A 20,721-nucleotide genomic window follows, 5' to 3' on the forward strand; every position below is an offset into this window, starting at 1 on the left:
ACGACGGCGTGGGATCGACGACGCCGGTCCCGGCCCGCACACGACCGGTCCGCGCTCGCGCCTGTCGCCGGGAAGGTGAGGCAGCGGATGAGCGTGAGGGCCGTGCTCCTTGGTGGCGACACGCTCGCCTTCCGACCGCCGGGCAGGTGATTCACGTCAGCGCGTCGGCGGTTCCCGCGGCGGTGGTACACCTGGCGGGCACGGCGAGACCTCCCCGGGCGCCGCGCGGGTCCGCGCGCTTGAGCCACTCCCGGTAGGCCGGCGCCTCCCGGGCCACGGCCCAGTAGGCCTCCTCCAGCTCCGGGTAGGCCTCGTCCAGTTCGGCCTCGGTGCGGGCCGCCAGCAGCAGGCGCACCCCTATCGGGTCGCCCTTCAGCGGGCGGATCGCGAGGTCGGGACGGGGGTGGGCGGTCGGCTGGCTGACCGTGACGACCTCGCCGGTGGCCGCCAGTGAGTAGGCGGTGAGGTAGTCGCCGTGCAGCATCTCGGAGTTGAGGCCCGCGGCCCGCAGGACCCGGCTCAGCCCGTCCCACTCGCCGTCGACCGTGGAGTCGACCATCCAGCGGTCACCGGCCAGGTCGGCGAGGCTCACCTCCTGCTGCGTGGCGGCCGGATGGTCCGCGGCGAGGGTGACGAACTGCGGTTCGCGCTCGACGAGCACCCGCAGGCTCAGGCCGGGAGGGACGCGCAGCGGGCTGCCCTCCACCTCGTGCACGAACGCCATGTCCAGCCGGCCGGCGGCGACCATGGCCAGCAGGGCGTTGGCGGACACGTTCATCTGGAGTGTCGGGCCGGATCCGGGTCCGCGCGCCCTCAGCAGGCGTAACCAGCCCGGGATGGCCCGGCTCGCGGTGGCGCCGATGCGCAGCCGGAACCCGCCGGCGGCGCGGGCGGCCGCCGCCCGGGTCTCGGTGACGATCGCCGCGAACTCCGCGACCAGGGGCCTGGCCCGGCTCAGCACGGCGAGCCCCAGCGGGGTGGGACGGCAGCCCGTCCGGGTGCGTACGAAGAGCTGAGCACCGAGGGCGCGCTCGATGCGCCGCAGCTGGGTGCTCAACGAGGGCTGCGCCAGGCCGAGTTCTCGTGCGGCTTTGTGCAGACTGCCGGTGTCGGCGATGGCGCACAGGACGCGCAGGTGCCTCACCTCCAGCTCCATGGGGGGAGCGTAGGACGGCGCACGGCACCGCACCAGATGTTCAAGTGCCAACGAACAGGGACGAGTCGGCCCGCGATAGCCCCGGGCTATCCCCGATTGCCATCATCCCCCGCCCCGTTGGGCTGCCCGAGACTCACAGGCAACCGATCGTTCCACCCCACAGAACGAGAAGGAGCCCCCCCATGGCGTCGTTCCGCAGCAGCACCGGGTCGAAGCGGACCAGAAGACTCCTGACCCTGGCCCTCGGTCTCGGTCTGGCCTCGGCCGCGCTCGGTACCGCGAGCCCGGCGAGCGCCCAGAACACCGCCGAGGCACCGGCCCGCACCGCCACCGTCGGATTCGTGGGCGCGGCCGACAGCGCCGGCAGCAAGGCGTTCTTCGACGCGGTGCTCAAGTCGGTCGCCGAGCGGCAGGCCGACCAGCCCTCGCTGAAGGTGGTGACCGTCTACTACAACGCCTCCCAGGCCCCGAGCTTCCGCTCCCAGATATCGAGCGCCGCCTCCATCTGGAACAGCTCCGTGTCGAACGTCAAGCTCCAGGCGACCTCGGGCAGCGGCGACTTCACCTACTACGAGGGCAACGACCCGCGCGGGTCCTACGCTTCCACCAACGGCCACGGCCGCGGCTACATCTTCCTGGACTACGCGCAGAACCAGCAGTACGACTCCATCCGCGTCACCGCCCACGAGACCGGCCACGTGCTGGGCCTGCCCGACCACTACAGCGGTCCGTGCAGCGAACTGATGTCGGGCGGCGGCCCCGGCCCGTCCTGCACCAACCGGTACCCGAACGCCACCGAGCGCTCCCGGGTCAACCAGCTGTGGGCCAACGGCCTGGCCAAGGCCCTGGCGAAGGTGAACCGGACCGGCTGACCCCACACAGCCCCAGCCGATTCACCCCGGTACGGACCGCGGCTCGGTGATGCCGCGGTCCGTACCGCCGTCGTACAGGCCGGTCCACACTCCGACGGCGGTCACCCCTCCCCCGTCACCGTCCGCAGATAGGCGCCGAGCCGGGTGATCGCCGACGGGTTGCGGGGGCTCTCCACGAGGTCGGCGTAGTCGAGGGCGATGATCCGCCGGTGCCTGATGGCGGAGACGCCGCGCAGCGGGGCGTAGGAGAGCAGGAACTCCTTCTTCCGCTCGGCGCTCACGTCGCCGTAGTCGCAGACCACGATGACGTCCGGGTCGCGCTCGACGACGCTCTCCCAGCCGGCCGTGGTCCAGGAGTCCGCCACGTCGTGCATGACGTTGACGCCGCCGGCCTCGGTGATGATCTGTTCGGGGGCGGCGTAGCGGCCGGAGGTGAAGGGTGTGTCCTGGCCGCTGTCGTAGAGGAAGACCGAGGGACGGCCGGCGCCCTTGGGTGCCTTCGCCCGCACGTCGGCGATCTGCTCCTCGAAGCCGTCGATCAGCGCTTCGGCCCGCTTCTCGACACCGAACAGCCTGCCGAGGTTGGTGAGGTCGGTGTAGAGGGCGTCCAGGGGCGGCATGATGCCCCGCGAGGTCTTCGTACGGCCGTTGCGGCAGGACTCGGTGAGGACGTACGAGGGGATGCCGAGCTTCTCCAGGGCGTCGGGGGTGAAGCCGCCGTCCTCGCGGAAGCCGTAGTTCCAGCCGGCGACGACCAGGTCGGCGCGGGCGTCGAGGACGTTCTCCTTGGTGAGCTGGTCCTTGGACAGCCAGGGCACCTTGTCGTACCCGTCCTTCCACGGCACAAGGCTCAGGTCGCCCTTGTCGTCGGGCATGGCGAAGCCGGCCATGCGGTCCTCCAGGCCGAGCGCGAACATCAGCTCGGTGATGCCGACGTCGTTGGTGACGACGCGCTCGGGGACCTTGTCGTAGGTCACCTCACGACCGCAGTTGGTGAGCGTGACGGCCGGGGACCGCGCGTCCTCGGCGGACTCGACGGTGGCGCCGCAGCCGGTGGCGGTCGCGGCGAGGCAGAGGACGGCGGTGAGCAGCGTGCGCATGGTGATCCTCAGGTCGTGGGCGGGAGCAGGTCGAACAGGAGCTGGACCGCACCGGTCACCGGGTGCCGTACCGGGTGCGCCCGGACGCCGAACACCTCGGCGAGCAGGGCGGGTCGCAGCACCTCGTGCGGTGGTCCGGCGGCGACGATCCGGCCCGCGTCGATGACGTACAGGACGTCGCAGTGGGCGGCGGCGAGGTTGAGGTCGTGCAGCGCGGCCAGCACGGTCAGGCCGCTCGCCCGGACCAGGGAGAGGACGTCCAACTGGTGGGCGATGTCGAGGTGGTTGGTGGGTTCGTCGAGGACGAGCACCCGGGGCTGCTGCGCCAGCGCGCGGGCGATGAGGACCCGCTGTTTCTCGCCTCCGGACAGGCCGGCGAACCCCCGGTCGGCGAGGTGGGCGACGCCCGTGCGGTCCATCGCCCGCGCACAGATCTCCCGGTCCGAGGCGGCCGTGCGGCCGCGGTGCGGCAGCCGCCCCATGGCGACCACCTCGGCGACGGTGAAGTCGAACTCGGCCGAGGACTCCTGGGGCAGCGCGGCGAGCGCCCGGGCGGCGGCCCGCGGGTCCAGGGCGTGCAGGTCGTCGCCGTCCAGCCGCACCGTCCCGGCGGTCGGCCGCAGCGCCCGGTACACGGTGCGCAGCAAGGTCGACTTGCCGCTGCCGTTGGGCCCGACGAGCCCGACGAACGTCCCGCTGTCCACGGCGAGCAGGATCCGGTCGACCAGCCGGGTTCCGGCGGCATCGATCGTGACCTGGTCGATGTCGAGTCGCACGCTCAGCGCCCTCCGAACGCGTAACCGCCCCGCCGCATCAGCAGCAGGAACGCGGGCACCCCGACCACCGCGGTGATGACCCCGACCGGCAGTTCGGCCGGGGCGAGCAGCAGCCGGGACAGCACGTCCGCCCACACCAGCAGTACCGCTCCCGCGAGCGGGGCCACCGCCAGCACCCGGCGGTGGTCGGCACCGACCAGCATGCGCACGACGTGCGGCACCATCAGCCCGACGAAGCCGATGGCCCCACTGACCGCGACGACGGTTCCCGTGACGGCCGCGGTCACCAGGAACAGTTCCCGCCGCAGCCGGGCTGGTGGGACGCCGAGGGCGGCCGAGGTCTCGTCCCCCATGGAGAGCGCGTTCAGCGCCTCCGCGCGCCATCGCAGCCACGCCCATCCGGCGGCCACGGTCACCGCGGCGAGCGGCACCTGCGCCCAGGTGGCGCCACCGAGGCTGCCCAGCAGCCACATCATCGCCGACCGGGCCGCCTCGCCCCGGGCGGCGCCGAACACCATGACGGTGGTGACGGCCTCGAAGCCGTAGGCCAGCGCGGTGCCCGTCAGGATCAGCCGCAGCGGGGTCGGTCCGTGCGGCGAGCGGGCCACGGCGTACACGAGGGCCATGGCCGCGAGCGCCGAGGCGAACGCCGACACCGACAGCGCCCACACCCCGAGTCCCGCCAGCGCGCCGAGCAGGATGACGGCGTTGGCACCCACCGCCGCGCCGGAGGAGATGCCCAGGACGAACGGGTCGGCCAGCGCGTTGCGGACCATGGCCTGCACGGCCACGCCGACCGCCGCGAGCCCCGCCCCGACGACGGCGGCGAGCAGGACCCGGGGCAGCCGGATGTCCCAGACGATGGTGTAGGGGGCCGCGTCGTTCGTGTGCACGGTGCCGCCCGTGAGCCCGGCCCACAGGAGGCGGAGCACGTCGGCCCAGCCGATTCCGGCGGCCCCGAGTGCGACACCGCACAGGAGGGAGAGCAGCAGCAGCGCTGCCGGCCCCAGGCCGAGCGGCAGCGCGGGTATCCGGCCGGGGGCCGTTCTTCGACGCACGGGGGGGCCGTCCTTCGCACGGGCTGCCGCGGGACGTCGGACAGGGACAGCCCGTACGGCCGTGCCGGCCGCGCGGCCCCCCTCTCGCAGTCCGCGGCGAGCAGTCAAACGGGTCGCTGACCCCTCCGCGGGCGATCGGGCTCGCGCGAGGACCACAGGTCCCCGCGCACACCGTTGCGGGTCAGCGCCGGACTCCCACCGGACTTCCCCCACGGGAGGCAAGGGGAGCCTAACAAACCGCTCGCCGTGAGCGCGCCTACCGGCGGTCGGTAGAGCCGGGGACGGGGGTCGCCCGCCGGCCCCGGCCGGTCACCGGGTGCCGTACAGCCCCGCTCGCGTGACCCGCGGCATCCGGAGCCTGCCCGTCCGGCTGGGCCGGGACGAGAACCGGGCGTAACCACCGAACGGTGACGTCCGTGACCGTTCCGTGCCACACGGGCGCACAACGAACCGCTCCCGTGACGGGTCGTACTCCACATGACGGCCGGGAGGAACCCGTCCTCACCGGCATCCAGCGCATCACACCGCACAGGGGGACAGCATGACGATCCGGACGCGTGGCTTCCGTAACACTCTGACGGCCCTGGCCACCGGCACCGCCCTGGCGCTGGCGGTGGTGCCGGCGACGGCTGCCGCCGGTACCGCCGACGCACCCGCCTTCCTCGACCCGGCGGACCTGCCGCCCCACCCGTCGTCGCCCTGGTACGCCGGCCCGGTCACCGCAGGCCAGCCGGACCCGCTGCCGATCTGCGTCGGGGACGCCCTGCCGTCGGTGTCCGTGCACCGCGCCTACTGGACGGACCTCGACACCAACGCCCTGCAGGTCACCGTGGTGGAGCGCGACGCACAGCGCGCCGCCGGCTTCGCCGCCCTGCTGCGCAAGGACCTCGCGGGCTGCGCGAAGAAGCTCCGGTCGCAGTTCCCGGACATCACGGCGGCCAAGAAGTACTACGGCAAGGTCAAGGTGGCGGAGGGCGCCCACGTCTACGGCGTCCACACCACCGCGACCTGGGGCGCCTCCGACATCGCCCTGTTCTCGGTCGGCCGCGCCGGCAGGACCGTGACGGTCGTGAAGTGGTCCCAGATGGGCTCGTTCCGCGACGCCCCGGTCAAGGCCTTCAAGACGACGACCCGGACGGCGGTCGGCAAGCTCTCCTGACCTCTGCGGCCCGGGAGAGGGCCGGCCGGGCCCACGAGTGCGGACCGCGCCCTCTCCCGGCACGGCGGCAGGAGGACGCACCGGAATCCACCGGCACGCCGGAACCCCTGTTCCCGGGAGTGGCGGGCGGAGAGCACCGACACCTGCTCCTGTGCCCGCCCGGCGCGCGGAACCACCGCTGCGCCGCATGCCTACAGTGGAGTGAGGACTCCACCAGGCACCTTCCCGAGCGGAGCAGAGATGCGGTACCCCTCCGCCGGACCGGACGACGGCCCCGACACCCTGTTCGATGTCGACGCGCTGGGCACGGCCGCGCCCGGCGCGCCCACGACCGGCCGGGGCGGCACGGCTCCCGGGCACGGGCCGGAGCACCCCTGCCCGTTCCGTGACTCCGCGGCGGCCCACCGCCTCCTGCCGGTACGGACCGTCTACGCCGAGCCGGGCGCCGCCGCCTCCGCGCGCGGCCGCCAGATCCTCGCCCGCTTCCCGCGGGCCGAGGTGATCGAGGTGGAGTCCCACTGGCGCATCCCCGGGCTGCACGGCAACGAGGGGAACGTCGAGCGCTGGGTGCGGGTCAAGGGGGAGACACTGGTCCTGGGCGAGAAGAAGACACTGACGACGCGGCCCAACGGGCGGTCCGCCGACTGGATCGGCCCCGGCGCCTCCAACGGGTGCGCGATGGCCTGCGCGTACTGCTACGTGCCCCGGCGCAAGGGATACGCCAACCCCATCACCGTCTTCACCAACATCGACGGCATCATCGCCCACCTGGCACGGCACATCGCACGGCAGGGCCGGAAACGGGAGCCCAACCAGTGCGACGCGTCGGCCTGGGTCTACGACATCGGGGAGAACGGCGACTGTTCGGTGGACGCGCTCGTCAGCGACAACACCGCGGATCTCGTCCGCGCCTTCCGCCAGTGGCCCACGGCCAAGGCGTCGTTCGCCACCAAGTTCGTCAACCCCGACCTGCTGGCCCTGGACCCGCGGGGCCGCACGCGCATCCGCTTCTCGCTGATGCCCTCGGCGGACTCGATCCTGCTGGACCTGCGGACCTCCCCGGTCGGGGACCGGATCGCCGCCGCGGCGGACTTCCTGGACGCGGGATACGAAGTCCACTTCAACCTCTCCCCCGTGGTGGTGCGCCCGGGCTGGCAGGAAGCCTGGACCGAACTGCTACGGCATCTCGACGACGCCCTGCCTGACAGGGTCAAGCGGCAGGCGGCCGCCGAAGTGATCATGCTCACGCACAACCGGGAGCTGCACGAGGTCAATCTCGGGTGGCACCCCCGCGCCGAGGAAGTGCTGTGGCAGCCCGCCCTGCAAGAGGGCAAACGCTCGGAGAACGGCGCGCTGAACGTCCGCTACGCCACTGGTGTCAAAGCGGAGGCCGTGCGGACCCTGCGGGACCTCCTGACGTCCCACGTCCCCTGGCTGCGCATCCGGTACGCCTTCTGAGGCATTCGGATGGCGCGGCCACATCACCGGCCCGATCGTGGGTACCCCCGCAGAGGAGGTTCTGATGTTCGAGGCATCCGATATCCGCGAGTGGCGAGGTCATGACGTCGTCGACCCCAAGGGGCACAAGATCGGCGTCCTGGAGTCGGTCTATGTGGACACAGCCACCGACCAGCCGTTCTTCGCCACGGTGACCGTGGGCATGCCCACCCGTCGCCGCCTGGTGTTCGTGCCGCTCCCCGGTGCGACGGTCGGTCCCGGCTACCTGAAGGTCACCCACAGCAAGGACCAGGTCAAGAAGGCCCCGGCGATCGAAACCGACGGGGAACTGCCCGTCGCCGAGGAGCCGGACGTCTTCGCCCACTACGAGCTGACCTATACCCCGGGGGCCGGCGGCGAGCGGCGCCTGGCCCGCCGTTGACGCACAGAAGAACGCCGGGAGACCCGATGAGTGTGTTCCTGTTCCTGATCCTCGTGGCCGTCGTCCTGGGCATCATCGGATTCGTCGTCCACGGTCTGCTCTACCTCCTGATCATCGGCGCCGTCGTACTCGTCCTGGACCTCGTCTACGCGGCGGTGCACTTCCGCCGAGGAGGCAGGAGCCACCGCGTGGTCCGCTGACCGTCCGAGGCGACCCCGCAGCCGACCCGCCCGGGGGCGTCGCCCCTCGGCGGACCCGGTCACGGGGGCGTCCGGGCCGGTCAGCCGCCGGACGGATCCGCGACCGGCTGCTCCGTCCGGCGCTCGTCGGGCCGCTGCATCTCCGGCGACCACGTGGCCCACTCCTCCTACCGCGTCATGCCGATCTCCATGGCCACCGGGCAGGCGGCGGGCGTCTGCGCGGCCCTGGCCGCGACCCAGGGGCGACAGCCGCGGGACGTCCCGGTGAACGCGGTCCAGCGGGAGCTGCGCGCCCAGGGCGCCAGTCCGCGCTGAACTGCCGTTCACCCGGACGGATCAATCTCGGCGCCGGATCGGGGCCCGGGCGCATGACCGGGCGACCGCCGGTGAGACATCGGGCATGGACGAACACGCACCGGGCGGCCCGCTGCCGGCTCCGCGCCGCCCGACCGGATCCGACGTCGTGTTCACGGCGGACTTCGCTTCGCAGACGCAGTGGGTCGCGGGCCGCTCGTGGGCCTACCCGGACGGCGGCCCGGTCAATCCGGGCGACGACAAACTGGACTACCTGGTGCCCGACGCCGACCACAGCCGCTCCGGGGTCTTCCGGGCGACGCGCCGGCCGGACGGCAGATGGAACACGGGGCTGCTGACCACCGAGGGGAGCGAGGAGGGGTTCACGGTCCGGCCCGGGGACGTGCTGGAGGCCCGCGTCCGGCTCCCCCTGGAGATCGGCGCCTGGCCGGCCATCTGGACCTGGCGGGACGGCGACCAGGAGATCGACGTCTTCGAATACCACCCGGACCACCCGGACCTGCTGGAACTGACCAACCATGTGCGCGGCGCCGAGCGCTATGTGCACGACGACGCCGTGGGCCCCGGCGCCTGGGTGGACCTGCGCACCGACTTCGGGCGCCGTTCGGTCGTCTGGTGGCTGAACGGCACGCGGGTGTTCTCGGACGGGCGGGGCGTGGGCCGCGCCTGGCACGCCTACCTCATCGTCAACCTCTCGGTGAGCGCGGGGCGTTACCACCCGCCGCCCGATCCCGGCACGACCGAGATGAGCTTCGAGGTGAGCAGTCTCGTCGTACGGCGTCCCGGCGCGGGCGGCGGAGCAGACAGCGGTGAGCACAGCGGGACCGCCACCGTGGGCGGCCCCGCCGAGTGACACCGCGCCGTCCGGCGTGGTGCGTCCTCCCTACCGGTCGGAGCCGGTCTCCTCTCCCGGCCGGCGCTCCCCGGGCCGGTCCTCGGCGCGCACGCCTCGCAGCGGCTCGCCGGCCGCTGTGCCCTCGTCGGGCTGGTAGCCCTCCTTGGCACTGGCCGTGCCCGGAATCGTGCGGTCGCGGGCCTGGCTCTCGCTGCCCGAGTGCGCTCCGGGCTCCTCCTCGTCGCGGGCCCGGGCGAACCGCTCGGCGGGCTCGTCACTGTGTCCCGTCATGGCCGTCCTCCGATCCGTTCGTCGGCACGGCCGGGTTCCCCCGCCGCACCCCTTCACGCCCTGTTCACCCCTCGGGATGAGGGGACCGCGCTCCAGAGGGCAGCCACCCCGCTCCGCCCACGACCGCCGGGCTCCGCCGCCCGGGCCGCGTCAACCGGGAACGACGAGGGCTGCTTGCGCCGGGGGGCGTCATGCGGGACTGTTGCCATAAGACATCTGTTTTCCGTCGCAGAGAGGTGGTGGGGCGCGTCCCGGACGGCGCCCCCGCGTGTGCTCGGTTCCAGCGGCTCCCCCGTCGATCCTCAGTGCGTCGCGGCCGGCCCCGGTGCGGCCTGGGCGCATGCCCCGTACCCGGTGCTCGTCGCCGACCGGGACGGCGCCCTGGTCGAACTGAACCGCGCGGCCCGGCAGTTGTGGTCCGACGCCGCCCGCGGGGACAAGCTCCGCGACACCGTGCCGTCCTGGCTGGCGGAGGCGCACGGACGGTTCACGGACGGGGCGTCCGGTGCCACGGTCCTGACGTCCGGCGCCGTCGCGGACCGGTTCTTCGAGGCACACCCGACCCCGACGGACGAGGGCGACGTGGTGTGGTGGCTCGTCGACGACACCGACCGCCGGCTGGCGGAGGCCACCCTGGCCGGGACACGCCGACGCACCGCCCTCCTGGCCGACGTCTCCAGCCAGCTGCTGTCGACGCTGAACCTGACCCGGTGCCTGGAGGCCACGGCCCGCATGGCCACCGATCACCTCGCCGAGGCGGCGGTGCTCGTCGCCCCTCCGCAGGGCCGCCGGCACCCGCTCACGTACGCCTTCCGCGGTGGGCCGGTGACCCGGGTGACCGCGTCGGTCGATGTGTGCGACCTCCCCGGTCTGGCCGAGGCCCTGCAAGGGTTCCCGCCGGTACCCGCGCGCTGGATCGACCCGGCCCGCCTGCCCGGCTGGTCGCGTCCGGCGGGTTTCCGGGAGCCGGTGGGCTCCGTCATCGTCGCCCCGCTGCCCGGGCACGGCGTGTCCGCCGGTGCGCTGGTCCTCCTCCGCTCCAGCGGTGAACAGGCGTTCAGCGACGACGACGAACTCTTCGCGCGGCTCTTCGCAGCCCGGGCCGGGGCCGCGCTGTCGGCCGCCCGTCTGTACACGGAACAGTCCTCGATCACCGCCACGCTGATGCGGGAGCTGCTGCCGCCACGGCTGGAGAGCGTGCACGGGGTGGAGTACGCGGGCGCCTACCGCCCGGCGCGGGACAACGAACACATCGGGGGCGACTTCTACGACGTCCATCCCGGCGCGGGCCCCGCCGAGGAGAGCCTGGTCACGCTCGGGGACGTGGCGGGCAAGGGCCTGGACGCGGCGGTGCTGACCGGCAAGATCCGCAACACGCTGCACGCGCTGCTGCCGCTGGCCACCGACCACGTCCGCATGCTGACCCTGCTCAACAAGGCGTTGCTGTCCTCCCCCCACACCCGGTTCGCCACCCTGGTCCTGGCGTCCGTCCGCCGGCGCGGCAGTGAGGTGGAGCTACGGCTCACGAGCGCGGGGCACCTCCCCCCGCTGATCGTCCGTGCCGACGGCAGCGTCGAGGAGGCCGCCACGCGCGGATCGCTCATCGGCGCCCTCCCGAAGGTCACCGCCGCCACCGCCCGGGTGACGCTGCACCCCGGGGAGACCTGTCTGCTGTACACCGACGGCGTCACCGAAGCCCGCGGCGGTCCCCTGGGGGACGAGCTGTTCGGCGAGCACCGGCTCAAGCGGGTCCTCGCGGAGTGCGCGGGGCTGCCGGCCGAGGCGGTGGTCGAGCGGGTCCAGATGCTGACCGCCCAGTGGCTGGGGCCGGGCAGCCACGACGACATCGCCACCGTGGCCATCGGCGCGCCCCGCGCGACGGACCGGACGGTGGCGGACGACCGGGGTCGCGCCCGTTCCACGACCTACCGGGGCAGTCCGTGACCGCTCCCCCGGCGACGACGCTCGCCCTGGTGGACGCGTTGTGGCAGGCCGTGGTCCACGGCGACGAGCACGGGGCGGTCGACGTCGTCCGCCGTGCCCGGGCCGACGGCGTCGGCGAGGAGACGCTGCTGCTGGACGTGATCGCCGCGGTCCAGGAGAGGGTGGGCAGGGAGTGGGTCGCCGACCGCCTCACCGTGGCGCAGGAGCATGCCGCGACCGCGCTCAACGAACGGGTGATCAGCGGCCTCACGCACGACAGGCACCGCGGGACCGGTGCGGGCGGGACGCCCCGGGGGCGTGTCACGGTCAGTTGTGTCGACGGTGAGTGGCACGCCCTTCCGGCACGTCTGCTCGCCGAGGTGCTGCGCCTGCGGGGCTGGCGCGTGGACTACCTCGGTGCCCAGACCCCCACCCACCACCTCGTCTCGCACCTGCACAGCACCGGGTCCGAGGCAGTGCTGCTGTCCGGCTCCCTCGCCACGCGCCTGCCCGCCGCGCACGCCGCCGTCACCGCCTGCCAGGCCATAGGCGTCCCGGTCATGGCCGGCGGGCGGGCCTTCGGGCCGGACGGCCGCTACGCCCACGCGCTGGGCGCCGACAGATGGGCGCCCGACGCCCGGGCCGCGGCGGCCGTACTCGCCGAGGGCCTGCCCGCGCCGGACCCGGCGGCGGCCCGGCAGGTGGTGGACGACCTGCCCCATCTGGCCGACCAGGAGTACACGTTCGTCGCCCGGTCCCGCGTCCCTCTCGTCAGGCAGACCATGACAGCCCTGGAGGACCTCTTCCCGCCCCTGCGCGCCTACGGTGACGAGCAGCGCGAGCGGACCGCCGAGGACCTCTCCCACATCGTGGACTTCCTGGCCACCGCCCTGTACGTCGACGACCCGGCGCTCTTCACGACGTTCCTGGACTGGACCGCACGCGTCCTTGAGGCGCGGGGCGTGCCGGCCCGCTCCGTGGTCGCCGCACTCGGTGCCCTGGGACACCAACTGCGCGACTTCCCCCGCTCCTTGCACCTGCTCCGGCGCGGCACCGCCGCCCTGACCGACCGTCCCGTCTCCACGGCGAATACTTGTCGGTAGGCAACTTATGATCGGGGCTGGGTAGGAGAACCACGCAATGCCTGGCGGCACCGCGCCGCGCGGGCCACCGACCGACGGCGCACGGGGACTACGCGATGCAGTGGGAACGCAGGGCTACCGTGAGGCTGACCTGCCATGACCGAGTCTTCGAGATCACGGTGCGCGGCGAGATCGACTACGAGGAGAGCGATCTGCTGCAGGCCGCCTGGGCCGAGGCCGACGACTCGGCGCGCCCCGTGACCCTGGTGGACATCTCCCAGGTCACCTTCGCCGACAGCGGACTGCTCAACGCCCTCCTCGACGCCTGGCGCCGCCACCGGGAGACGAACCGCGCGCTGCTCCTGCTCGGCCCCCTCCATCCGACGGTCGAGCGGCTGTTCGCCCTCACCGGCACCCGGGAGCACTTCACCTTCACCGATTCCCGCGCCAGGGCCCTGCGCGCGGACGGCGCGCCGTGAGGCTAGCGGGGGGAGCGGCCGGTGCGGGTGTCGTCCGGGTCGTCGGCCAGGGCGATTCGGGCGGTGACGCGCTTGCCCACCGTGTCCCTCTGCACCTCGAAGCCCTGGACGACCGCCATCACGATCTCCAGTCCGTGCTGCCCGACCCGGCCCGGGTCGGCCGGCCGCGCCATCGGCAGCGTCGGATCACCGTCCCACACGACCACCTCGACGAGTCCGCCGACGAGGCGTAGTTCCAGCAGCACCGGACCCGGCGCGTACTTGCGTGCGTTGGTCACGAGCTCGCTGACCACCAGCCGGGTCAGGTCCATCGCCCGGTCCGACACCGGCAACCCGTACTCGCGCTGCACCCGGGCGAGGAAGTCGGCCGCGTGGCGACGTGCCTCGGCGATGCAGCCACCCTGGCCGTCCAGCGGGACGATCTCGTGCATCGGTTCGGGACCGGTCACACCGTCACCACCGGGTCCCGATGTGACCGGGTCCATACGCGTTCCCCCGTTCATGGGCCCACGTCTACCCGCCGGTGGCCCGGACATGCCCGGCGCCGCTCAAGGGTATCCGGTCGCGCCGGCGCGACGGCCACCCGGCAGCCGTCGGCCCGGACAGGCTCGGCGGCGTTCGGGGTATCCGTGAACGGAGAGGAAGAAGAGTGTGAGGAACGAGAGTGGCAGTTGCCGTTTGACAACTATAGCCACGAGGCAACAAAGTAACCGTGTCGGACGGGCACGGGGAAGGATCTGTGATGTTCCGGTGGACGCGGGCCGCTGCCTGTCCCGGCCGCCGGCGCCCCATGGCGCCGACGGGCCCGGTAGGGCGCCCGGCGCATCAGGCGGTCCGGCTTCCGGACCCCTCGGCGTCGTCGTGTATCTGCATGGCCGCAGCGGCGCAGAACGCCTCCAGCCCTTCCAGGAGCGCGGCCCGCTTGGCGGCGGGCATCAGTGTCAGGACTTCCTGCAGCTCCCTCTCCCTGCGCGCCCGCAGGTCGTCGAGGAAGGCTCGCCCCCGGCTGCTCAGGTACAACCGCACCTCTCGCCGGTCGGTGGCGCTGACCACGCGGTCGACGAAACCGGCGGCCTGCAACCGGTCGCACAGCCGGCTGGTGGACGGCGGGGTGGACGCCAGGGAATCGGCCAGGGTGCGCAGGTTGATGCCCTCGTGGTGCTCCAGGATGAGCAGCACGCGCAGCTGCGACGCGGAGGCGGGCGCGGTGGAGGCACGACCCCAGAGCACTTCCAGCAGCTCACCGGCCGTGGAGGTCACCCGGGCGACCTCATCGGGCTGTGGCTGGTGTCGGAAGGCGCTCACTGTCACACTCTCGCAGGCTTCGGGACGGTTGGCAGCCTACTAGGGACGCGGACAGATGACAGATGTCCCCCACGGCCGGCGCGCAGACATCGAGTGCCGCGTGCGACCGAGGTCCGACCGAAGGATTGGTGTTCTTTCCATCGTGAACAGATTTGTGGCCGCTGAACGCGCCCTGCGGACGGCGGCACCGCACGAGTTGCTCGACGCCCTGCGCCGTGTGCTCACCGAGGAGTACGCGGCCCGGTCCGCCGAGTTGTTCATGGCGGACTACGGAATGACGGTGCTCCAGCCGGTTCCCGTGCCGCCGCATGCGCTGGAGCCGCTGGCGGTCCACGGCAGCGCGGCCGGCCGCGCGTTCGGCGCTCAGGAGCCGTTCGTCGAGCCGGAGCCGGAGGGGCTGGCCCGGGTCCATCTGCCCGTGACCGTGCGCGGCGACCGGCTCGGCGTGTTGTCGGTGACCCTGCCGGAGGGCGCACTCACCCCCGACGGGCTGACGGAGCTGGCCGAGATCGCCGAAGTGCTCGCCCATGAGGTGGTCGTCGCCGGGCGCGACACCGACCTGTACCTGCGGGCGCGCCGCAAGGACCGGCTCACCCTGGCCGCCGAGATGCAGTGGCAGCTGCTGCCCGGCGCGTCGTGCGCCCGCCCCGAGTACGAGCTGGGCGCCCAGCTGGAGCCCGCTTACGGGATCTTCGGTGACAACTTCGACTGGTCCGCGACCGCCGACCACCTCATGCTGTACGTCACCAACGGGATGGGCGAGGGGATAGAGGCCTCCCTGCTCACGAACCTGGCCATCAACGCCCTGCGCAACGCCCGGCGGGCCGGCATTTCCCTCGCGGACCAGGCGGCTCTGGCCGATCAGGCGGTCTACGCCCACTACCGTGGCCGCTGCTACCTGTCGGTGCTGATGTTCGACTTCGAGCTGGCCACCGGACGCGTGACGGTGGTGGACGCCGGATCCCCGCAGATGCTGCGTCTGCGGGGCGGGACCGTGGAGCGGGTCGTCTTCGACGCCCAGCTGCCGCTCGGCATGTTCGAGGAGACCGACTACGTGGCCCAGGAGTTCCACGTGCGGCCGGGCGACCGGCTGGTCTTCGTCAGCGACGGGGTCTACGCCGTCGCCGATGCCCAGGGCGAGGCGTACGGGGACACCGCGCTGGCACGGGCGATCCAGTCGACGCGCCTGCTGCCCGCCGCCGACGTTCCCCGCGCCATCCTGCGGGAACTGTCCGGCCACCGCGGCCGGCCCGCCCCGGACGACGACGCCCTGATCGTGTGCCTGGACTGGCACGGACGCTGACGCGGCGGTCCGGACTCGCGAGCGACGCCCCCGCCCGGCACCGCCCCGGCCGGTCACTCCGCCTCGGCGCCCCGCACCGGCGCTCCCCCGTCCAGTACCGCCCGCAGCGCCCGCAGGCCCTGCGTCAGCGCCGCCCGGTCGTCCGGCCCCATGCGCCGGAGGGCCGTGGCCAGTGCCCGTGCCCGGCGTCGCGCCACGTCTCCGAGGACGCGCCGCGCGTGCGCCGTGAGCTCCAGGCGCACCTCACGGCGATCGCGGGAACGCGGCGAACGCTCCAGCAGGCCGGCCGCCTCCAGCCGGTCGCAGAGCCGACTGGCCGTGGGGAGCCCGATGCCCAGCCGCTCCGCGAGGGCGGTGAGATTCAGACCCGGCGCCGCCTCCAGGGCCCGCAGCGCCCGGAGTTGATGGGGCGACAGGGGTAAGTCCACGTCCTGGGCCGCCGACGACCACAGGGTCGCCAGGAGCTCCACGGCATCGCCCATCCCCAGCGCGGCGGCCACCACGCCGTCGGCCAGGTCCGTCCGATCGTCCCCGGCGCCGCCGAGCCGCGTCACGAGCGGGCCGCCTTCCACGTGTCCGGGCCATGCCGATGCCTCCTCACCTCGCGTGGGTACCCGACGCAGCCGGCCGAAACCGGGACACGCGGCGGGTACCGCTCACGCCTTGCTGCGGACGGCCCCGGTGACCGCTCACGCCTCCCTGTGCGCGGTCCGGGTACCGCCACCGCACGGCGGGACCGGTGACCGACGACGCCGGGGCGAGGGCCGGGCGGACGTCACGGACGCGGCTCGGACGGGAGCTCCACGGGGTAGGGCTCGCTGAAGTCCGCCGACCTGCTCACCTTCTCCCAGGCGGTCGCCTCCGCGATCTGGCGGCGTGAGTAGTCCAGCGCCATGGTCACGGCGTTCACGCCGAGGGGGAGGTGGCTGGGGATCTGCTCGCGTCCCACGGTCCGCACGACGATCTCGGCCGCGCGGCGGGGGTCACCGGCCGCACCGTCCGTGCTCTGCCGCACTCGCCGGTTCATCTCGCCCACGGTCCGGTCGTAGGCCTCGGGGATGGCGTGGACGGTCATGGAGGAGCCGGCCCAGTCGGTGGCGAAGCCGCTCGGCTCGACCACCATGACCCGCACGCCGAACGGTGCGGTCTCGGTGGCCAGCACGCGGCTGAAGCCGTCGACCGCGAACTTGGCCGCCTGGTAGGAGGCGATGCCCGGCGAGCCGCCGACCCGGCCGCCGATCGAGGAGAACTGCACGACGGTGCCCGATCCCTGTCGGCGCAGGGTGGGGAGCGCGGCCTTCGTGACGTTGTAGACGCCCCAGAAGTTCGTCTCGAACTGGGCGCGGAAGTCGTCGTCGTCCGCCGTCTCGATGGGCGACACGTTCGCGTAGCCCGCGTTGTTCACGAGGACGTCGATGCGTCCGAAGCGCTCGACCGCCGCGTCGACGGCCGCGCGGGCCGCGTCGGGGCTGGTGACGTCCAGAGCGAGGGGGAGGACGCGGTCGCCGTACTCATGGAACGCCTCCGCGAGCGCCTCGGGGCGGCGGGCGGTGGCGACGACCTGATGACCGGCCTCCAGGGCGGCGGTGACCAGGGCGCGGCCGAGGCCGCGCGACGAACCGGTGATGAACCAGACCTGCGGGTGCTGTGTACTCATGGCTTTAGTACAACACCGTTTTCTTAATAACGCAACACCGTTCTGCTACTGGTTCCTATGATGTCCTCCATGAGTGAGCTTGCCTTTCAGCGTGCGCGCAGTGCCGAGGCCAAACAGGCCCGGGAACAGGCGATCCTGGACGCGGCCCGCGCGCTCGGCGGTCGGCACGGAGTGAGGGACGTCACCCTCACCGACATCGCGGCGGCCGTGGGCATGCACAAGTCGGCGTTGCTGCGCTACTTCGAGACGAGGGAGCAGATCTTCCTCGCACTGACCGCGGAGGGGTGGCGGCAGTGGTCCGCCGACCTGTGCGGCGACCTCGCGGGCCGGTCGCGGGCCACACCCGCCGAGGTCGCCGAGGTCATCGCCGGCACGCTCGCGGCGCGCCCCATGTTCTGCGACCTGCTCGCCCAGGCGCCCCTGAACCTGGAACGGAACGTGTCGACCGAGTCGGTGCGGTCCTTCAAGCTGGTGACGCTCGGGGAGGTCGAACGGATCGGCGGCGAGCTGCACCGGTTGCTCGGACTGACCGAACTGCAGGCCGTCGACACGGTCGCCGCGGCGACCAGCATGGCCGGAGCGCTGTGGCAGATGGCCAGCCCGGGGCCGCGCCTGCGAGAGCTGTACGCGAGCGATCCCCGGCTGAGCCACGCCGTCGTCGAGGTGGAACCCCGCCTCACCCGCGTCCTCACCGCCTACCTCACCGGGCTCGGCATGGAGTCCCCTGCGGCCGGCTGACCGGGCGCCGCGCCCGGCGCACGGCGCCCGGGCGGTCAGCCGGCGAGAGTCCGGCGCAGGGCGGCCAGCCCGTCGGCGTAGATGCCGTGGAAGAGGTCGACGGCCTCCCGGTCCGGCACCCCGACGGGGGTGAAGGTGCCGGACCACTCGACGCGGGCGCCGTGGCCGTCGGGCGTTTCGCGCACGGTGAGGGTGGACCGGTAGTCGGTGACCGGGAAGGGGGCCCGGACGATGGAGTAGGTGTAGGTGCGCGCCTTGTCGTCGAACGCCTCCAGCCGTTCGACGATGACGCCGCCCTCCTCGTTCGTCAGGGTGCGCACCCGGCCGCCCTCGCTCAGTTCGCTGCCGGGGATGTACGGCAGCCAGTCGGGCAGCGAGTCGAAGCCGCCGATGAGTCGCCACACCCGGTCGGCGGGCACGGGGACGTCGAGGGACGCGGTGGTGGTGGCCATGGGTTCCTCCTGTGGATCGGGATGCGGTTCGGGAGGCGATCAGGCGGGCACCGGCGCGTTCCCGGCGATCAGGCCCTCCTCGCGCAGCGCCGCCCAGAACGCGGCCGGGACCGTCTCGGCGAGCGCGGCGACGTCCTCGGCGACGCGGCTGGGGCGGGTGGCGCCGGGGATGGCCGCGGCGGTCGCCGGGTGGGCGAGGGAGAACTGCAGCGCGGCGGCCTTGATGCCGACGCCGTGCCGGGCGGCGAGCGCCTTGATCCGCTCGACCTTGGCCACGATCTCGGCGGGGGCCTGCTGGTACTCGAAGTGCGTGCCGCCCGCGAGGACTCCCGAGCTGTAGGGACCACCGACGACGATGTCGACGTTCCGCGCGGCCGCGGCGGGCAGCAGCCGCTGGAGGGCGCGCTCGTGGTCGAGGAGGGTGTAGCGGCCGGCGAGGAGGAACGCGTCCGGCCTGGGCTCGTCCAGGTCGAGGGTCACCTCCAGGGGTTCGACACGGTTGACGCCGAGGCCCCAGGCCTTGATGACGCCTTCGTCCCGCAGCCGGTCCAGGACCCGGAAGGCTCCGGTCCGGGCGGTCTCGTACCTGGCCAGCCACTCGTCGCCGTAGAAGTCCTGTGCGACGTCGTGCACCCAGACGATGTCGAGCCGGTCCGTCCGCAGACGCTTGAGGCTGTCCTCGATGGAACGCAGGGTGGCGTCGGCCGAGTAGTCGTTGACCATCTTGTTGGGGCGTCCGTGCTCGAACAGGCCGCCCTTCTCGCCCAGGTCGCGGGCGGCCGGGTCCTCGGCCTCGTCCAGGATGACGCGGCCCACCTTGGTGCTCAGGACGTAGGCGTCACGGGGCATGCCGGACAGCACCTCGCCCAGGCGGATCTCGCTGAGGCCCGCACCGTAGAACGGGGCGGTGTCGAAGTAGCGGATGCCGTGGTCCCAGGCGGCCTGGACGGTGGCCGCCGCCTCCTCGTCCGGGATGGCGCGGAACATGTTGCCCAGCGGGGCGGTGCCGAAGCCGAGACGTCCGGGAAGCAGGTTCTTGATGCTCATGGGGGGTCTTTCGGTGAGGGTCGTGACGGGTGCCGGGCGGGGTGTCCGGCGGTCGTCGTCCTTGTGTCACCGAGGCTAGGATCGAGGAGTTGAGACTGTCCAAGACGTAGTTGGACAGACTTGAGTCTCCAGAGGTCTTACATGCTCGATCTGCGCCAGCTCACCTACTTCGTCGCCGTCGCCGAGGCCGAACACGTCGGCCGGGCCGCGGAGGCCCTGCACATCTCCCAGTCGCCGCTCAGCCGGCAGATCGCCCAGCTGGAGCAGAAGCTCGGTCTGACGCTGTTCGAGCGCAGCCAGCAGCGGATCCGGCTCACCGCGGACGGCCGGGTCTTCCTCAGCGAGGCCCGTGCGCTGCTGCGGCACGCCGAGCGGCTGGAGAACCTCGGCCGGCGGCTGGGCCGGGGCGAGGAGGGCGGACTGTGCATCGGGTACGTCCCGCACGCCCTGCACACCGGCATCCTTCCCGGCGCGCTGCGCGCCCTCCAGCAGCGCAGCCCCGGCATCCACGTCGCCCTCTACCCCCTGAGCCCCGCCGAGCAGTTCGAGGGTCTGCGACAGCGGAGCCTGGACATCGCGCTCGTCCACGAGCCGCCCACCGACGACGACCCCGACCTGCGCTCCGCACTGCTGCTGGAGGACCCGCTGATGCTCGCGCTCCCCCACGGGCATCCGCTCGCCGCGCGGGAGGTCATCACCGCCGCCGATCTCGACGGGCAGCCCTGGATCGCCGTGGCGGACTCCCAGCATCCGGCCTGGCGCGACGTCTTCATCGCCGCCTGCGCGGCGTCCGGGTTCACGCCGGACGTGCGGCTGGACGCCGCCGAGCCGCAGACCGCCCTCGGACTCGTCGCCTCCGGACTGGGGCTCGCGCTGATCCAGAAGAGCCTGCTGCGAGGCGCCGGCGAGAGCATCACCGTACGGGAACTGCCTTGGCACGAGGCGTCGGTACGGCTCTGGGCGGCCTGGCACCTCACGGACCTCCGCCCGGTCGTGCCGTCGTTCCGCGAACTGGTCCTGAGTGCGGCCGGGACGGGGTGAGCGAGTCGGCGGGTCGGGTAGCAGGGTGGGGGTACGTGTGCCCGCGCCCGGCC

General features: G+C 72.9%; 24 protein-coding genes and 1 riboswitch. Of the genes, 13 read left to right on the forward strand and 11 right to left on the reverse strand.

The window, feature by feature from the left end; genetic code table 11:
• Positions 1–151: 151 nt before the first annotated feature.
• Complete coding sequence (locus ACH4LD_RS26770) at positions 152–1,156, reverse strand: LysR family transcriptional regulator (protein WP_398056639.1); 1,005 nt, start codon at positions 1,154–1,156, stop codon at positions 152–154.
• A gap of 182 nt (positions 1,157–1,338) precedes the next feature.
• Between ACH4LD_RS26770 and snpA the strand changes: the two genes are divergently transcribed.
• Positions 1,339–2,028 (forward strand): snapalysin, encoded by a 690-nt coding sequence (gene snpA / locus ACH4LD_RS26775; RefSeq protein ID WP_398056638.1) that lies wholly within the window; start codon positions 1,339–1,341, stop codon positions 2,026–2,028.
• A 101-nt stretch (positions 2,029–2,129) separates the two neighbouring features.
• Here the strand turns inward: snpA and ACH4LD_RS26780 are convergent, their stop codons facing one another.
• From ACH4LD_RS26780 to ACH4LD_RS26790, 3 genes are read right to left on the reverse strand one after another with little or no spacing between them, the layout of a single operon-like run.
• Positions 2,130–3,128: an ABC transporter substrate-binding protein gene (locus ACH4LD_RS26780; protein ID WP_398056637.1), complete on the reverse strand. Its 999-nt coding sequence runs from the start codon at positions 3,126–3,128 to the stop codon at positions 2,130–2,132.
• Between the two features lie 8 nt (positions 3,129–3,136).
• Positions 3,137–3,904 carry an ABC transporter ATP-binding protein gene (locus ACH4LD_RS26785; protein ID WP_398056636.1) on the reverse strand — a complete coding sequence of 256 codons (768 nt, stop codon included), beginning with the start codon at positions 3,902–3,904 and terminating at the stop codon, positions 3,137–3,139.
• Between the two features lie 2 nt (positions 3,905–3,906).
• Complete coding sequence (locus ACH4LD_RS26790; protein ID WP_398056635.1) at positions 3,907–4,962, reverse strand: FecCD family ABC transporter permease; 1,056 nt, start codon at positions 4,960–4,962, stop codon at positions 3,907–3,909.
• Between the two features lie 129 nt (positions 4,963–5,091).
• Positions 5,092–5,172, reverse strand: a riboswitch (cobalamin riboswitch).
• Between the two features lie 331 nt (positions 5,173–5,503).
• Here ACH4LD_RS26790 and ACH4LD_RS26795 point away from each other — a divergent pair.
• The 6 genes from ACH4LD_RS26795 (at position 5,504) to ACH4LD_RS26820 (ending at position 9,368) form a co-directional block, all read left to right on the forward strand.
• Positions 5,504–6,121 (forward strand): hypothetical protein, encoded by a 618-nt coding sequence (locus ACH4LD_RS26795; RefSeq protein WP_398056634.1) that lies wholly within the window; start codon positions 5,504–5,506, stop codon positions 6,119–6,121.
• A gap of 240 nt (positions 6,122–6,361) precedes the next feature.
• Positions 6,362–7,579 (forward strand): spore photoproduct lyase family protein, encoded by a 1,218-nt coding sequence (locus ACH4LD_RS26800; RefSeq protein WP_398056633.1) that lies wholly within the window; start codon positions 6,362–6,364, stop codon positions 7,577–7,579.
• 64 nt (positions 7,580–7,643) lie between these two features.
• Positions 7,644–8,000 (forward strand): PRC-barrel domain-containing protein, encoded by a 357-nt coding sequence (locus ACH4LD_RS26805; RefSeq protein ID WP_132789836.1) that lies wholly within the window; start codon positions 7,644–7,646, stop codon positions 7,998–8,000.
• A gap of 26 nt (positions 8,001–8,026) precedes the next feature.
• Complete coding sequence (locus tag ACH4LD_RS26810; protein WP_398056632.1) at positions 8,027–8,200, forward strand: hypothetical protein; 174 nt, start codon at positions 8,027–8,029, stop codon at positions 8,198–8,200.
• Between the two features lie 138 nt (positions 8,201–8,338).
• Entirely contained in the window at positions 8,339–8,515 is a 177-nt protein-coding gene (locus ACH4LD_RS26815; protein ID WP_398056861.1) for an FAD-dependent oxidoreductase, read from the forward strand.
• A gap of 85 nt (positions 8,516–8,600) precedes the next feature.
• Positions 8,601–9,368, forward strand: coding sequence for a beta-glucanase (locus tag ACH4LD_RS26820; RefSeq protein ID WP_398056631.1), 768 nt, complete (start codon positions 8,601–8,603; stop codon positions 9,366–9,368).
• Positions 9,369–9,398: 30 nt separating this feature from the next.
• Here the strand turns inward: ACH4LD_RS26820 and ACH4LD_RS26825 are convergent, their stop codons facing one another.
• Entirely contained in the window at positions 9,399–9,641 is a 243-nt protein-coding gene (locus ACH4LD_RS26825) for a hypothetical protein (protein ID WP_398056630.1), read from the reverse strand.
• A 354-nt stretch (positions 9,642–9,995) separates the two neighbouring features.
• On the opposite strand from ACH4LD_RS26825, the gene ACH4LD_RS26830 reads away from it, so the two are divergent.
• The 3 genes from ACH4LD_RS26830 to ACH4LD_RS26840 all read left to right on the forward strand — a co-directional run bounded on the left by ACH4LD_RS26830 (position 9,996) and on the right by ACH4LD_RS26840 (position 13,125).
• Positions 9,996–11,585 (forward strand): PP2C family protein-serine/threonine phosphatase, encoded by a 1,590-nt coding sequence (locus ACH4LD_RS26830; protein ID WP_398056860.1) that lies wholly within the window; start codon positions 9,996–9,998, stop codon positions 11,583–11,585.
• On the forward strand, positions 11,582–12,667 hold the full coding sequence (locus ACH4LD_RS26835; protein WP_398056629.1) for a B12-binding domain-containing protein: 1,086 nt from the start codon (positions 11,582–11,584) through the stop codon (positions 12,665–12,667). Before ACH4LD_RS26830 ends, ACH4LD_RS26835 begins: the two co-directional genes overlap by 4 nt.
• A gap of 119 nt (positions 12,668–12,786) precedes the next feature.
• On the forward strand, positions 12,787–13,125 hold the full coding sequence (locus ACH4LD_RS26840) for an STAS domain-containing protein (RefSeq protein ID WP_398056628.1): 339 nt from the start codon (positions 12,787–12,789) through the stop codon (positions 13,123–13,125).
• Between the two features lie 2 nt (positions 13,126–13,127).
• Here the strand turns inward: ACH4LD_RS26840 and ACH4LD_RS26845 are convergent, their stop codons facing one another.
• Entirely contained in the window at positions 13,128–13,556 is a 429-nt protein-coding gene (locus tag ACH4LD_RS26845; protein ID WP_398056859.1) for an ATP-binding protein, read from the reverse strand.
• A gap of 394 nt (positions 13,557–13,950) precedes the next feature.
• The gene (locus ACH4LD_RS26850; RefSeq protein ID WP_398056627.1) at positions 13,951–14,436 is read right to left on the reverse strand and encodes a MarR family winged helix-turn-helix transcriptional regulator; all 486 of its coding nucleotides are present in this window, start codon (positions 14,434–14,436) and stop codon (positions 13,951–13,953) included.
• A 136-nt stretch (positions 14,437–14,572) separates the two neighbouring features.
• Here ACH4LD_RS26850 and ACH4LD_RS26855 point away from each other — a divergent pair, with 136 nt between their 5' ends.
• Entirely contained in the window at positions 14,573–15,733 is a 1,161-nt protein-coding gene (locus tag ACH4LD_RS26855; protein WP_398056626.1) for a PP2C family protein-serine/threonine phosphatase, read from the forward strand.
• 53 nt (positions 15,734–15,786) lie between these two features.
• Here the strand turns inward: ACH4LD_RS26855 and ACH4LD_RS26860 are convergent, their stop codons facing one another.
• Both ACH4LD_RS26860 and ACH4LD_RS26865 read right to left on the reverse strand, forming a co-directional pair.
• Entirely contained in the window at positions 15,787–16,287 is a 501-nt protein-coding gene (locus ACH4LD_RS26860; protein ID WP_132789846.1) for a MarR family transcriptional regulator, read from the reverse strand.
• A gap of 221 nt (positions 16,288–16,508) precedes the next feature.
• Positions 16,509–17,390, reverse strand: a complete 882-nt coding sequence (locus ACH4LD_RS26865) for an SDR family NAD(P)-dependent oxidoreductase (protein ID WP_398056625.1) — start codon at positions 17,388–17,390, stop codon at positions 16,509–16,511.
• Positions 17,391–17,459: 69 nt separating this feature from the next.
• Here ACH4LD_RS26865 and ACH4LD_RS26870 point away from each other — a divergent pair, with 69 nt between their 5' ends.
• Complete coding sequence (locus ACH4LD_RS26870) at positions 17,460–18,128, forward strand: TetR family transcriptional regulator (RefSeq protein WP_132789850.1); 669 nt, start codon at positions 17,460–17,462, stop codon at positions 18,126–18,128.
• A 35-nt stretch (positions 18,129–18,163) separates the two neighbouring features.
• On the opposite strand, the gene ACH4LD_RS26875 is transcribed toward ACH4LD_RS26870, so the two are convergent.
• Positions 18,164–18,580 (reverse strand): SRPBCC family protein, encoded by a 417-nt coding sequence (locus ACH4LD_RS26875; protein ID WP_398056624.1) that lies wholly within the window; start codon positions 18,578–18,580, stop codon positions 18,164–18,166.
• Between the two features lie 39 nt (positions 18,581–18,619).
• On the reverse strand, positions 18,620–19,627 hold the full coding sequence (locus tag ACH4LD_RS26880) for an aldo/keto reductase (protein ID WP_132789854.1): 1,008 nt from the start codon (positions 19,625–19,627) through the stop codon (positions 18,620–18,622).
• 141 nt (positions 19,628–19,768) lie between these two features.
• Between ACH4LD_RS26880 and ACH4LD_RS26885 the strand changes: the two genes are divergently transcribed.
• Positions 19,769–20,668: a LysR substrate-binding domain-containing protein gene (locus ACH4LD_RS26885; RefSeq protein WP_132789856.1), complete on the forward strand. Its 900-nt coding sequence runs from the start codon at positions 19,769–19,771 to the stop codon at positions 20,666–20,668.
• Positions 20,669–20,721: the final 53 nt, after the last annotated feature.

It is taken from the genome of Streptomyces sp. NPDC017676 (genome assembly GCF_044329325.1).
In the GTDB taxonomy this organism is placed as follows: domain Bacteria; phylum Actinomycetota; class Actinomycetes; order Streptomycetales; family Streptomycetaceae; genus Streptomyces.